This window comes from Burkholderia sp. RF7-non_BP4, assembly GCF_001521935.1.
Taxonomy (GTDB): domain Bacteria; phylum Pseudomonadota; class Gammaproteobacteria; order Burkholderiales; family Burkholderiaceae; genus Burkholderia; species Burkholderia diffusa.
On the sequence record NZ_LOTA01000001.1, the window covers coordinates 263403 to 275621 of the forward strand.

A 12219-nucleotide genomic window follows, 5' to 3' on the forward strand; every position below is an offset into this window, starting at 1 on the left:
GTGCGGCCGGCGCGCCGGCATCAGCTTGCGTTGACTTCGCGCAGCACCGTGCGGCGCTTCTGGCGCAGCAGTTCCTCGTAGCCCTTCACGTAGTTCTGCGCCATCACCTTCGACGAGAAACGTGCTTCGAACGCGGCGCGCACCTTCTCGCGCGGCAGCGTATCGAGGCGCTTGAGCGCCGCGACGGCCGACAGTTCGTCTTCGACGACGAAGCCCGACACGCCGTTTTCGATCACTTCCGGCACCGAACCGCGCTTGAATGCGATCACCGGCGTGCCGCAGGCCATCGCCTCGATCATCACCAGGCCGAACGGCTCCGGCCAGTCGATCGGGAACAGCAGCGCGTGCGCGTTGCCCAGGAATTCGGTCTTTTCCGACTCGCTGATTTCGCCGATGTACTCGACGTGCGGCAGCGCGAACAGCGGCTTGATCTTCTCTTCGTAGTACGCGCGGTCGGCCTTGTCGAGCTTCGCGGCGATCTTGATCGGCAGGCCGGCCTGCTCGGCGATGCGAATCGCGGTGTCGACGCGCTTCTCCGGCGAGATGCGGCCGAGGAACGCGAGGTAGCTCGGCTTCACGTTCGGGATCGGCGTCAGCAGGTTTTCCGGCAGGCCGTGATACACGGTCGACAGCCAGTTCGCCTGCGGCAGCGGGATGCGCTGGTTGTCGGAGATCGACACGACCGGCACGTCGCTGAACGCGTTGAAGATCGGCTGCAGTTCCGGCAGGTCGAGACGGCCGTGCATCGTCGTCAGATGCGGGACCGGCTGGCGCGAGAACAGCGAGAACGGGTAGTAGTCGATGTGGCAGTGCAGGACGTCGAACTCTTCCGCACGGCGGCGCACCTGCTCGAGGAGCAGCATGTGCGGAGCCATCACGTCGCGGATCGTCGGGTCGAGACGCAGCGCCTGCGGCCAGCACGCTTCGAGCTTCGCCGACGTTTGCGAATCGCCGCTCGCGAAGAGCGTGACGTCATGCCCCATCTCGACGAGAGCTTCGGTGAGGTAGGACACCACTCGCTCGGTACCACCGTACAGTTTCGGGGGCACCGCTTCGTGCAACGGAGCGATTTGGGCGATTCGCATGCGTAACTCCTAAAAAATCGGCTAAAAACCAGGTATGGGTCGGCAACCTGCCGGCGGTCCGGGCTGGATGCATGTCGTCCGAAAGTCGGACGAATCAGCCTGCCGGGGGCGTCGAACCCGCGCTGCTCAAGGAGCGTCGGCGACGCGACAGGCATAGAACGTTTGAAACGAAGACCCGTTGACAGGGGTTCGTAAAAACCTGGAATCGAACCCGGAGCCGATTATCTAGGGTTAATCCCGATACGGCGCACAACATTTCAAACACTTTACTTTGTTACAAAGGTGCAACACTTTGCAACCCGCGGACTTGGGCGTCCGTTCTAGAGTGGAAGGCCCTTTTGGCGTTCCGAGTCATCCCTCGCCGCCGGCATCGCGATTCCGGCGCATGCGGCAGGACAGGATGCCGGATTTTATCTCAAAATTGATCGCGCGCCCCTGACCAAGGCAAGATTCGCGCAGCGCAATGCACGGCCTTGTTTACAATGCCGGATTATTCAGTCCGGGCGACCGTGGGCTGCGATCCATCGATCAGCTCAATCACCGAATCACCGCACGCATATTTTGGAATCTCTCACCCCTGCCCAGCGCAACGCCCACAACGCGAAGCTGTCGAGCTACGCGCATCGGCCGATCGCGTTCCTGTTCCGCTACATCCGCCTGCATCCCGTCGCGCACCTGGTCGTGCTCTGCAGCGTGGTGGCCGCCGTCGGCTGCGCGCTCGGCTCGCAATACGCGATCAAACACCTGATCGACGTGCTCGCGACCGGGCGTCATCATCCGGGCCCGTTGTGGAGCGCGTTCGCGCTGCTCGTCGGGCTGATCGCGGCCGACAACCTGCTGTGGCGCGTCGGCGGCTGGGTCGCCGCGCACACGTTCGTCGCGGTTACCGGCGACCTGCGGCGCGACCTGTTCCAGTACCTGATCGGCCACTCGCCGACGTACTACTCGGAAAAGCAGCCGGGCACGCTCGCGAGCCGCATCACCGCCACGTCGAACGCCGTCTATACGTCCGAGAACACGATGGCGTGGAACGTGCTGCCGCCGTGCATCGCGGTGATGGGCGCGATCCTGATGATCATCGTCGTGAACCCGCTGATGGCCGCCGGCCTGCTCGGCTGTTCGGCTGTGCTCTCGATCGTGCTGTTCAAGCTCGCCGGGCGCGGTTCCGCGCGCCATCACGCGTTCGCGTCGAAGGCCGCCGCGGTCGACGGCGAGCTCGTCGACGTGATCGGCAACATGGGCCTCGTGCGCGCATTCGGCATGACGCTGCGCGAACAGAAGCGCTTCGGCGCGACGGTGAAGGCCGAGATGGACGCGCGCCAGCAAAGCCTGCTCTATCTCGAGAAGCTGCGCCTGCTGCACGCGGTGATCACCGCGATGCTGTCCGCCGGCCTGCTCGGCTGGGCGCTGTGGCTGTGGGACCAGGGCCGCGCAACCTCAGGCGACATCGTGCTCGTCAGCTCGCTCGGCTTCACGATCCTGCACGGCACGCGCGATCTGGCAGTCGCGCTCGTCGACGTCACGCAGCACGTGGCACGCCTGTCCGAAGCCGTAAAGACGCTGCTCGAGCCGCACGGGATGCCGGACCGCTCCGACGCGCAACCGCTGTCGGCCAAGGGCGGGCGCGTCGATTTCGAACGCGTGACGTTCGCATATCCGCACCGCCGCGCGATCCTCGATCACTTCGATCTCCATATCGAACCGGGCCAGCGCGTCGGCCTGATCGGCAAGTCGGGCGCCGGCAAGTCGACCGTGCTCGCGCTGCTGCAGCGCTTCTACGACACGCAGGACGGCGCCGTGAAGGTCGACGGGCAGGACGTGAAAGCGATCACGCAGGACAGCCTGCGGCACGCGATCGCGCTCGTGCCGCAGGACATCTCGCTGCTGCACCGGACCATCTACGACAACATCGCATACGGCCGACCCGAAGCGACCCGCGACGAAGTGCTCGCCGCCGCGCGCGACGCCCGCTGTTCGGAATTCATCGAGGCGATGCCGGAAGGCTATGACACGATCGTCGGCGACCGCGGCGTGAAGCTGTCGGGCGGCCAGCGCCAGCGCATCGCGATCGCCCGCGCGATCCTGAAGAACGCGCCGATCCTGCTGCTCGACGAAGCGACGTCCGCGCTCGACAGCGCATCCGAGGAAGCGATCCAGAGCGCGCTCGACCGCCTGATGGTCGGCCGCACGGTGATCGCGATCGCGCACCGGCTGTCGACGCTGCGCAACTTCGACCGGATCATCGTGATGAGCAACGGCAAGGTGATCGACGACGGCAGCCCCGACGTGCTGCGCAACCGTCCGGGCCTGTACCGCGACCTGCTCGCGAAGCAGCACGGCCGCCATCACGCGCCCGACGGCACCGCACCGACCGGCGAACGCGTGGCCTGACACAGCGCCGCGCAGCCGACAAAAAAAGCCGCCGTGCTTCGCGCACGGCGGCTTTTTTCATGGCGTCGCACTACCTTCGCCGCGCGCGGATTACACGCGCTGCAGGTCGCGCAGGAAGTTGTCGCGCCACACCGACACGTTGTTCTCGCGCAGCTGCGCGATCATGTCCGCATAGCGCGCGCGCCGCTCGGCGAGCGGCATCGTCAGCGCCTGCGACAGCGCGTCGGCCATCCCGTCGATGTCGATCGGATTGACGATCAGCGCGCCCGTCAGCTCGCGCGCCGCGCCCGCGAAACGCGACAGCACGAGCACGCCCGGATCCTCCGGATTCTGCGCGGACACGTACTCCTTCGCGACGAGATTCATGCCGTCGCGCAGCGGCGTCACGAAGCCCACGCGCGCGAGGCGATACAGCGCGGCCAGCACCTGCCTGTCGTACTGGCGGTGAATGTAGAGGATCGGCGCCCAGTCGAGCTCCGCGTAGCGGCCGTTGATGCGCCCCGACTCCGCTTCGAGCTGCAGGCGGATGTCCTGGTACGCGCGCAGGTCGGCGCGCGTCGACGGTGCGATCTGCAGGAACGACACGCGGTTGCGGATCGACGCCTGGTGCTCCAGCAGTTTCTCGAACGCGCGGAACCGCTCGACGAGCCCCTTCGAATAATCGAGCCGGTCGACGCTCATGATCAGTTGGCGCCCGCGCAGCGACGTGGCCATGCGCGCGGCCTTGCCGTTCTCGCCGGCCTGCGCGAGCGACGCGATCTCGTCCGGATACACGCCGATCGGATAGGCGGCCGCACGCAGCGTGTTGCCGAACGCGCTGACGCGCACCGTATGCCCTTCGCGCGCCACTTCGCCGCCCGCCTCGAACTCGATGTAGTCGCAGAATGCGCGCAGGTCCGGATCGGTCTGGAAGCCGAGCAGGTCGAACGCGCACAGCGACTCGACGAGCTCGCGATGCGGCGGCACGTTGACGAGCACCTGCGCGGCCGGAAACGGAATGTGCAGGAAAAAGCCGATGCGGTTCTTCACGCCGGCCGCACGCAGCGCACGCGCGAACGGGATCAGGTGATAGTCGTGCACCCAGATCACGTCGTCGTCCTGCAGCAGCGGCACGAGCTGCTGCGCGAGCCAGACGTTCACGCGGCTGTAGCCCTCGAACTCGTGGCGGTCGTACTGGATCAGGTCGGCGCGGTAATGAAACGCGGGCCACAGCGTCGCGTTCGAGAAGCCTCGGTAGTACTGGTCGTAATCGCGGCGCGACAGCCCGACGGTCGCGAACGTCACGGGGCCGCGCTCCTCGATGCGGATCTGCGGCGCACCGGACGCGACCACCTCGCCGCTCCAGCCGAACCACATGCCGCCCGTCTCCTTCAGCGCGTCGTACACGCCGATCGCGAGGCCGCCCGCCGCCGGCTCGCCTTCCGAAATCGGGGCGACGCGGTTCGAAACGATGATGAGCCGACTCATGCGCCCTGCTGCTCCGCGCCAAGCCAGCGGGCGATCTGCTCGTGCAGCGCGTCGACCGAGTCGAGCCGCGTACGGGCCGACGTCTCGCCCGCGCCGACCTTGATCGACACACCGCCGCGCGCGTTGACCACCGCGAAGCCCTTCTCGTCGGTCAGGTCGTCGCCCGCGAACAGCGGCATGCGGCCCGCGAACGGCGGCTCGTCGAGAAACGCGGCCAGCGCGCGCCCCTTGTCGACGCCCTTCGGCTTGATCTCGAATACCATCTTGCCGGGCTGCAGCACGTACGCATCCGCATATTCGGCGACGAGGCGCTCGGCCGCTGCGCGCGCGGCCGGCTCGCGCTCGGGCGCGTTGCGGTAGTGCAGCGCGACGGCCGCGCCCTTGATTTCGAGCAGCATGCCCGGATGACGGTCGACGACGGCCGCGAGTTCGCGCTCGATGCGCAGCAGCCGCTCGTCGTTGAAGCCGATACGCTGCGTGTCGCCGTTCGCATCGCGACGTTCGGCGCCGTGCAGGCCCGCGATCGGCAGGTCCGGCATGTTCAGGAACGTGTCGAGATTGTCGATGCCGCGACCCGACACGACGGCGACCGCACCGTGCGTGCGACGCCGCAGTTCATCGAGCAGCGTCAGCAGCGACGGCGGCACGTGAATGCTGTCGGGCGTCGGCGCCAGCTCGACGAGCGTGCCGTCGAAGTCGAAAAAGAACGCGGTATCGGTCAGGGACAAGGAAGCCGGAACGGATTGCATCGATTCGATGGTCTGAGGAGCGGCCTGCAAACGCGGGGCCGCCGCTGCGAGAATGGAATTGTGCGCATCTTACCGCGCCTGCGTGGCGAGATGGGCGAAACCGGTGGGGCACGAGCCTCGCGCGGCCCTCCGCGTCAACTGCGACATATTGCCCCGCTCGCCCGTGCCGTACGGGTTTCGAAAGGACGCAGGCGCGGGAATTGCGCTACAGTCGGCAACCGCCGGCCGCGCGACGCATGGCGCCGCGCCGGCCGACGACCGTTCCGTCCGATCGAGCCCCAGGATGTCGTCTGCCCGTCCCGCGCCGCACCGGCGCCTCTTCAGTCTGACCCGCTTCGTCCGCACGGCCGCGGCGCTGAGCGCCGCCGTCGCGCTCGCCGCATGCACGCACGACGAGCCGAACTGGCACCTGACCAACGTCACGGGCCACCTGCCCGACCTGTCGTTCACGCTCACCGGCGGCGATGGCCGCGCGATCGACGCGACCGCGTTTCGCGGCCGCGTCGCGCTCGTCTACTTCGGCTATACGCACTGCCCGGACGTTTGCCCCGAAACGATGGCACGGCTGATGGAAGTGCTCGCGAAGCTCGGCCCCCAGGCGAACGACGTGCGCATCCTGTTCGTCTCGGTCGATCCGGCACGCGACACGCCGCAAGCGATGCAGTCGTACGTCGCCGCGTTCGACGCCGCGCATGCGCGCGGCCTGACCGGCACCGACGGCCAGATCGAATCGCTCGCGAAGCGCTATCGCGTCGCATACCAGATGGAAAAACGCGATCCGTCCGGCGGCTACGAGGTGACGCACAGCTCGGCCGTCTACATCTTCGACGCAAACGGTCGCGCGCGCCTGCTCGCGACCGACCGCGACTCGCCCGACGCCATCGCCGCCGATGTGCGCCGGATCATCGACACCGTCCCCACCACCTGAACTCCGACATGAACACGACCCTCAAGACGTTCGCCCTCCTCGCCGCGCTGTGCACCGGCGCGCACGCGTATGCCGCCGGCGCGATCTCCGCGCACAACGCATGGGTGCGCTGGCTGCCGAACAAGCTGCCCGCGGGCGGCTACGTGACGCTCGTCAACACGGGCGACAAGCCGGTCGATCTCGTCGACGTCGACAGCCCCGACTACGGGATGGCGATGCTGCACCAGACGGTGTCGAACGGCTCGACGCAGAAGATGGAAATGGTCGACAAGCTGACGATCCCCGCGCGCGGCAAGGTCGACATCGCGCCGGGCGGCTATCACTTCATGCTCGAAGAACCCAGGCACGCGATCAAACCCGGCGACACCGTGCGCCTGCGCCTGAAGTTCTCCGACGGCGAGACGATCGACACGCCGTTCGCCGTGAAGTCGCCGGCCCAGGCGAAGTGATGCGCGCGCGATGAACGTCCTGTACTGGCTCGATCCGTGGGAACCGTCGCCGACCGTGGTCATCGCGGTGCTGACGGCCGCCGTGATGTTCGCGCGCGGCGTGAAGAAGGCGAAAGTGTCGCCGCTGCGGCAGTTCTCGTTCTGGCTCGGGCTGACGGCGCTCTACATCGCGCTGCATACGCGGCTCGACTACTTCTTCGAGCACGAATTCTTCCTGCACCGCGCGCAGCATCTCGTGCTGCATCACCTCGGGCCGTTCTTCATCGCGCTGGCCTACCCGGGCGCAGCGATCCGCGCGGGCATCCCGTTTCGCTGGCGGCAGCGCTTCGTGCGCCCCGCGCTCGCCTGGGCGCCCGTGCGCGCGACGCTCGACGTGGTGTTCCATCCGGTCGTCGCGGTCGTGCTGTTCGTCGGGCTGATCTATTTCTGGCTGCTGTCGCCGATCCACTTCATCGCGATGCTCGACTGGCGCCTGTATCGCGTGATGAACTGGAGCATGGTGATCGACGGGTTGCTGTTCTGGTGGCTCGTCGTCGATCCGCGTCCCGCGCCGCCCGCGCGGCTGTCGCCGGGCCGCCGGATCCTGATCGTCGTCGCGGCGATCCCGCCGCAGATCGCGCTCGGCGCGCTGATCTTCTTCACGCCGCACGAGCTGTATCCGATCTATTCGATCTGTGGACGCGCCTTCACGTGGCTCAGCCCGCTGCGCGACCAGCAGATCGGCGGCCTGCTGCTGTGGATCCCGGGTTCGATGATGAGCGTGATCGGCGCGCTGATCGCGCTGCGGCACTGGCTTCGGCTATCGGCGCGCGGCCGCCTGATCGACGAGCGGGCGGCCGCCCGGCGCACGCAAAACCCGCCGGTGACGCGCGCCGCCCACTGACGGCGCGGCGCGTCAGCCGCGCGCGCTGGTCATCCACACGTGCGGGATGCCGTCCTCGTCGTGCACGTCCGAGCTCGGCGTGAAACCGAATGCCCCATAGAAGCGCTGCAGATGGGCCTGTGCATGCAGGCTCACCTGCGCATCCGGCCACTGCGCGCGGATGTGCTCGAGCGCGCGCGACAGCAGCGCGTTACCGAGGCCCGCGCCGCGAAACGGTGCGGTCGTCAGCACGCGGCCGATGCGCACGTCGGTGTGCTGCGCATCCGGCAGCAGCACGCGCAGATAGCCGGCGAGACGGCCCGCCGGATCGTACGCGGCCAGGTGCCACGCGGCCTGATCCGCACCGTCGATATCGCGATACACGCAGTTCTGCTCGACGACGAACACGGCGCTGCGCGCGTCGAGAATCGAATAGAGTTCACGCGCCGTCAGCGCGTCGAAGGATTTCCAGTGCCAGTCGAGATCGTCGGCGCGCGCGGAGGCGGCAGGTGCGGAAGCATTCATGGTCGGTCCTGATTCAAGCGCGCCGGCCGGCGCGCGGCAACCGTCGATTATGCCTCGAAGCGCACGCGGCACGCGTGCCGCCGCTCCGCGCGTGAAAAAAAGCCCCGCGTTGCGCGGGGCCTGTCCGTCACGCCGGCATCTGGCCGAAGCGGCCGCTGTTGAAATCGTCGATCGCGGTCCGGATTTCCTCTTGCGAGTTCATCACGAACGGCCCGTAACCGACGACCGGCTCATCGATCGGCTCGCCGCTCAGAATCAGCAGCTTGGCGTCGCCGTTCGCTTCGATCTCGACGTCGCGGCCGTCGCGGCTCAGTTGCACGAACTGCGCCTCGCGGGCGACCGTCTCGCCGTTCACCAGCAACGTCCCGCTCAGCACGACCACCGCGAGCGTCCGCCCTTCGGCGATCGGGAACCGTGCACGGCCGCCTGCTGCAAGCCGCACGTCCCACACGTCGATCGGCGTGTGCGTGCGCGCCGGGCCGCGCCGCCCGTCGAACTCGCCCGCGATGATCCGCGCGCGACCTGCGCCGTCCGGCAATTCGACCACCGGGATGTCCGCGTCCAGAAGCGTCTGATAACCGGGCGCACCCATCTTGTCGGCGGCGGGCAGATTCACCCACAGCTGCACCATCTCGAGCGGGCCGCCGCGCTTCGTGAACGCTTCCGAGTGGAATTCCTCATGCAGGATCCCGCTCGCGGCCGTCATCCACTGCACGTCGCCCGGGCCGATCACCCCGCCCGCGCCGGTCGAGTCGCGGTGCGCGACTTCGCCGTCATAGACGATCGTCACCGTTTCGAACCCGCGGTGCGGGTGCTGGCCCACCCCGCGCGGCGCCGAAGCCGGCTCGAAGTTCGCAGGACCGGCGTAGTCGAGCAGCAGGAACGGGCTCAGGTGCATGCCGTGAGACTGATAGCTGAACATCGAACGCACCGGGAAACCGTCGCCGACCCAATGACCGCGCGGCGCACTGTACACACCCTGGATTTTCTTCATTTGCCTTCTCCGAATTGCGGCGAAACACGTGTTTCGCATCCTGAGGAGGAATATAGAGGTGGAACGATCGATCCGGTAGACTGCCAAAATCGCACTCAGCGTTCCATTTCATGAACGATAACGGACGGGATCTGAACGATCTCTATTACTTCGTGCAGGTGGTCGAGCACGGCGGCTTCGCGCCGGCCGGACGCGCGCTGAACATGCCGAAATCGAAGCTGAGCCGCCGCATCGCGCTGCTCGAAGCGCGGCTCGGAATGCGGCTGATCCAGCGCTCGACACGCCGCTTCACTGTCACCGACGTCGGCCAGACCTATTACGCGCATTGCCGCGCGATGCTCGTCGAAGCCGACGCCGCCGACGAGGCGATCGCGCTGCTGCACGAGGAGCCGCGCGGCATCGTGCGGGTCAGCTGCCCGGTCGTGCTGCTCGATTCGCTGGTCGGCGCGATGATCGCCGCGTTCATGGTCGCGTGCCCGCGCGTGGAAATTCACCTGGAAGCGACCAACCGGCGCGTCGACGTCGTCGGCGAAGGGATCGACGTCGCGATCCGCGTGCGCCCGCCGCCGCTCGAGGACAGCGATCTCGCCCTGCGCGCGCTGGCCGAGCGCGGGCAGTGCCTCGTCGCGAGCCCCGCGTTGCTGCGCGAGCGGGGCGTGCCGGCCGTCCCCGCCGACCTGACCCGCTTGCCGAGCCTCGATCACGGCGTGCCGCAGGCCACGCACGTGTGGCGGCTGCGCGGCCCCGACGGCGCGCAGGCGGAAATCCACCACCAGCCGCGGCTCGTGACGGGCGGCATGCTCGCGCTGCGCGCGGCGGCCGTCGCGGGCGTCGGCATCGTGCAGTTGCCGACGATGATGGTGCGCGACCAAGTCGCGCGCGGCGAACTGGCGACCGTGCTGCCGGACTGGGCACCGCGCCGCGAGATCGTGCACGCGGTGTTCGCGTCGCGGCGCGGGCTGCTGCCCGCGGTGCGCGCGCTGCTCGATTTCCTGGCCGAGCGGTTCGCCGAACTCGAACCTGACTGAGCGGCGGCGCCCGCGAACCACGCGCTGCAAACAGGCCGCGCGTGCCGTAGACTGCGGGACGCGCATCGCGCTTTTCACAACCCCGCTGCCCACAACCCTTTTCGCATTTCAGCCATGTTCACGCTGTCCACCGACCCTCACGCCTCCAAGGCCGACCTCTATGCGACGCTCGTCGAGCAGGCACGCGCGCTCGTCGAAACGGAACGCGACCTGATCGCGAACGCCGCGAACTTCTCCGCGCTCGTCTATCACTCGCTCGACCGCCTGAACTGGGCCGGCTTCTATTTCTTCGACGGGACGGAACTCGTGGTCGGCCCGTTCCAGGGCAAGCCCGCGTGCGTGCGGATCGCGCTCGGCAAGGGCGTGTGCGGCACCGCCGCGCAGACCCGCGAGACGCAGGTCGTGCGCGACGTGCACGAATTCCCCGGCCATATCGCCTGCGATGCCGCGTCGGAATCGGAAATCGTCGTGCCGCTGGTGGCCGCCGACGGCACGCTGATCGGCGTGTGGGACGTCGACAGCCCCGTTGCCGCGCGCTTCGACGACGAGGACCGCAACGGGATGGAAGCGCTCTGCCGCGTGTTCGTCGAACACGCATGGCAGAAGGCGCGCGGTTGAGCCGCGCGACGCCAAACGAAAAAGGCCCCGTCATGGGGCCTTTTCATTGCGCCGCTGCGTGCGGCTCGCCGCACGTCAGGCCGCGTGCGTGCCGGACAGCGCCGCGAACGCCGGCGGCGTCACATCGTCCGACAGGATCTCGAAGCCCTGCTCCGTCACGACGACCATGTGCTCCCATTGAGCGGACAGCGAGTGGTCCTTCGTGACGACCGTCCAGCCGTCGGCCAGCACGCGCGTGTCGCGCTTGCCCGCATTCAGCATCGGCTCGATCGTGAAGATCATCCCCGGCCGCAGCGGCACGCCGGTGCCCGGGCGGCCGTAGTGCAGCACCTGCGGCTCGTCGTGATACACGTCGCCGATCCCGTGCCCGCAATACTCGCGGACCACGCTGAACCCTTCGCGATGCGCGACCTGCTGGATCGCGTAGCCGACGTCGCCGAGCGTCGCGCCCGGACGAACCGCGCGGATGCCCGCATGCATCGCCTCGTAGGTCGTCGCGACGAGGCGCCGCGCCAGTTCGCCCGGCTCGCCGACGAAGTACATGCGGCTCGTGTCGCCGAACCAGCCGTCCTTGATCACCGCGATGTCGAGATTCACGATGTCGCCGTCGCGCATCGGCCGCGACGACGGAATGCCGTGACAGACCACGTGGTTGACCGACGTGCACAGGGTTTTCGGATAACCGTGGTAGCCGATGTTCGCCGGGATCGCGCCGAGCTCGTCGACGATGTATTCGCGGCAGCGCGCGTCCAGTTCGTCGGTGGTGACGCCCGGCTTCACGTGCTCGGTGATCATCGTCAGCACCTGGGATGCGAGCTTCGCGGCCTCGCGCGACCTGGCGATTTCCGCGGCACCGCGGATCGGGATTTCGCGTCTCGCCATCACGCCACCTGCTCGATGCCGTGGGCGACCGACTCCGTCGGCCCGGCGTCGCCGCCGCGTGCTTCGGTCTCGATCAGCATCCGGCAGATATCGCCGTAGGACAGCGACGGATTGAGCTCCGCGAGCATCCCGACGCGCAGCCAGTGCTCCGCCTGTGCATTGATCGAACGGCTCAGCGCGGTACTGGTCGAGCGCAGCCGTTCGTGCATGTGCTCGGATATCTTGATGATTCCCATATGTC

Annotated in this window: 13 protein-coding genes; 6 read left to right on the forward strand and 7 right to left on the reverse strand. The window is 67.7% G+C overall.

Features of this window, described 5'->3' with window-relative positions; all coding sequences use genetic code 11:
- Window positions 1-20 precede the first annotated feature (20 nt).
- A complete protein-coding gene (locus WS49_RS01065; RefSeq protein ID WP_059523676.1) occupies window positions 21-1085 on the reverse strand; it encodes a glycosyltransferase family 4 protein in 1065 nt (354 codons plus the stop codon).
- A gap of 561 nt (window positions 1086-1646) precedes the next feature.
- Here WS49_RS01065 and WS49_RS01070 point away from each other — a divergent pair.
- Entirely contained in the window at window positions 1647-3476 is a 1830-nt protein-coding gene (locus tag WS49_RS01070; protein ID WP_059523678.1) for an ABC transporter ATP-binding protein, read from the forward strand.
- A 90-nt stretch (window positions 3477-3566) separates the two neighbouring features.
- Here the strand turns inward: WS49_RS01070 and otsA are convergent, their stop codons facing one another.
- Both otsA and otsB read right to left on the reverse strand, forming a co-directional pair.
- Complete coding sequence (gene otsA, locus WS49_RS01075) at window positions 3567-4943, reverse strand: alpha,alpha-trehalose-phosphate synthase (UDP-forming) (RefSeq protein WP_059523680.1); 1377 nt, start codon at window positions 4941-4943, stop codon at window positions 3567-3569.
- Window positions 4940-5692, reverse strand: a complete 753-nt coding sequence (gene otsB, locus WS49_RS01080; RefSeq protein WP_059523682.1) for a trehalose-phosphatase — start codon at window positions 5690-5692, stop codon at window positions 4940-4942. Before otsB ends, otsA begins: the two co-directional genes overlap by 4 nt.
- A 283-nt stretch (window positions 5693-5975) precedes the next feature.
- Here otsB and WS49_RS01085 point away from each other — a divergent pair, with 283 nt between their 5' ends.
- From WS49_RS01085 to WS49_RS01095, 3 genes are read left to right on the forward strand one after another with little or no spacing between them, the layout of a single operon-like run.
- Window positions 5976-6620 carry an SCO family protein gene (locus WS49_RS01085; RefSeq protein WP_059523684.1) on the forward strand — a complete coding sequence of 215 codons (645 nt, stop codon included), beginning with the start codon at window positions 5976-5978 and terminating at the stop codon, window positions 6618-6620.
- An 8-nt stretch (window positions 6621-6628) separates the two neighbouring features.
- Complete coding sequence (locus WS49_RS01090) at window positions 6629-7069, forward strand: copper chaperone PCu(A)C (protein ID WP_059523686.1); 441 nt, start codon at window positions 6629-6631, stop codon at window positions 7067-7069.
- A gap of 10 nt (window positions 7070-7079) precedes the next feature.
- Window positions 7080-7952: a cytochrome c oxidase assembly protein gene (locus WS49_RS01095; RefSeq protein WP_059523688.1), complete on the forward strand. Its 873-nt coding sequence runs from the start codon at window positions 7080-7082 to the stop codon at window positions 7950-7952.
- Between the two features lie 12 nt (window positions 7953-7964).
- Here the strand turns inward: WS49_RS01095 and WS49_RS01100 are convergent, their stop codons facing one another.
- Together WS49_RS01100 and WS49_RS01105 are read right to left on the reverse strand one after the other, a co-directional pair.
- Complete coding sequence (locus WS49_RS01100) at window positions 7965-8456, reverse strand: GNAT family N-acetyltransferase (RefSeq protein WP_059523690.1); 492 nt, start codon at window positions 8454-8456, stop codon at window positions 7965-7967.
- A 127-nt stretch (window positions 8457-8583) separates the two neighbouring features.
- Window positions 8584-9450: a pirin family protein gene (locus tag WS49_RS01105; RefSeq protein WP_059523692.1), complete on the reverse strand. Its 867-nt coding sequence runs from the start codon at window positions 9448-9450 to the stop codon at window positions 8584-8586.
- Window positions 9451-9560: 110 nt separating this feature from the next.
- Between WS49_RS01105 and WS49_RS01110 the strand changes: the two genes are divergently transcribed.
- A complete protein-coding gene (locus tag WS49_RS01110; protein WP_059523694.1) occupies window positions 9561-10478 on the forward strand; it encodes a LysR family transcriptional regulator in 918 nt (305 codons plus the stop codon).
- Between the two features lie 114 nt (window positions 10479-10592).
- Window positions 10593-11096: a GAF domain-containing protein gene (locus tag WS49_RS01115; RefSeq protein ID WP_059523696.1), complete on the forward strand. Its 504-nt coding sequence runs from the start codon at window positions 10593-10595 to the stop codon at window positions 11094-11096.
- Window positions 11097-11171: 75 nt separating this feature from the next.
- Here the strand turns inward: WS49_RS01115 and map are convergent, their stop codons facing one another.
- Together map and WS49_RS01125 are read right to left on the reverse strand one after the other, a co-directional pair.
- Window positions 11172-11978, reverse strand: a complete 807-nt coding sequence (gene map, locus WS49_RS01120) for a type I methionyl aminopeptidase (protein ID WP_059523698.1) — start codon at window positions 11976-11978, stop codon at window positions 11172-11174.
- Complete coding sequence (locus WS49_RS01125; protein ID WP_059523699.1) at window positions 11978-12214, reverse strand: ParD-like family protein; 237 nt, start codon at window positions 12212-12214, stop codon at window positions 11978-11980. The genes map and WS49_RS01125 overlap by 1 nt, the downstream gene beginning before the upstream one ends.
- Window positions 12215-12219 lie beyond the last annotated feature (5 nt).

Excerpts from the sequence above, each read along its gene's own strand:
- WS49_RS01090 (WP_059523686.1), top strand. The coding sequence starts at position 6,629 with ATGAACACGACCCTCAAGACGTTCGCCCTCCTCGCCGCGCTGTGCACC.
- map (WP_059523698.1), bottom strand. The coding sequence starts at position 11,978 with ATGGCGAGACGCGAAATCCCGATCCGCGGTGCCGCGGAAATCGCCAGG.
- WS49_RS01065 (WP_059523676.1), bottom strand. The coding sequence starts at position 1,085 with ATGCGAATCGCCCAAATCGCTCCGTTGCACGAAGCGGTGCCCCCGAAA.
- WS49_RS01115 (WP_059523696.1), top strand. The coding sequence starts at position 10,593 with ATGTTCACGCTGTCCACCGACCCTCACGCCTCCAAGGCCGACCTCTAT.
- WS49_RS01085 (WP_059523684.1), top strand. The coding sequence starts at position 5,976 with ATGTCGTCTGCCCGTCCCGCGCCGCACCGGCGCCTCTTCAGTCTGACC.
- otsB (WP_059523682.1), bottom strand. The coding sequence starts at position 5,692 with ATGCAATCCGTTCCGGCTTCCTTGTCCCTGACCGATACCGCGTTCTTT.
- WS49_RS01125 (WP_059523699.1), bottom strand. The coding sequence starts at position 12,214 with ATGGGAATCATCAAGATATCCGAGCACATGCACGAACGGCTGCGCTCG.
- WS49_RS01100 (WP_059523690.1), bottom strand. The coding sequence starts at position 8,456 with ATGAATGCTTCCGCACCTGCCGCCTCCGCGCGCGCCGACGATCTCGAC.
- otsA (WP_059523680.1), bottom strand. The coding sequence starts at position 4,943 with ATGAGTCGGCTCATCATCGTTTCGAACCGCGTCGCCCCGATTTCGGAA.
- WS49_RS01095 (WP_059523688.1), top strand. The coding sequence starts at position 7,080 with ATGAACGTCCTGTACTGGCTCGATCCGTGGGAACCGTCGCCGACCGTG.
- WS49_RS01105 (WP_059523692.1), bottom strand. The coding sequence starts at position 9,450 with ATGAAGAAAATCCAGGGTGTGTACAGTGCGCCGCGCGGTCATTGGGTC.
- WS49_RS01110 (WP_059523694.1), top strand. The coding sequence starts at position 9,561 with ATGAACGATAACGGACGGGATCTGAACGATCTCTATTACTTCGTGCAG.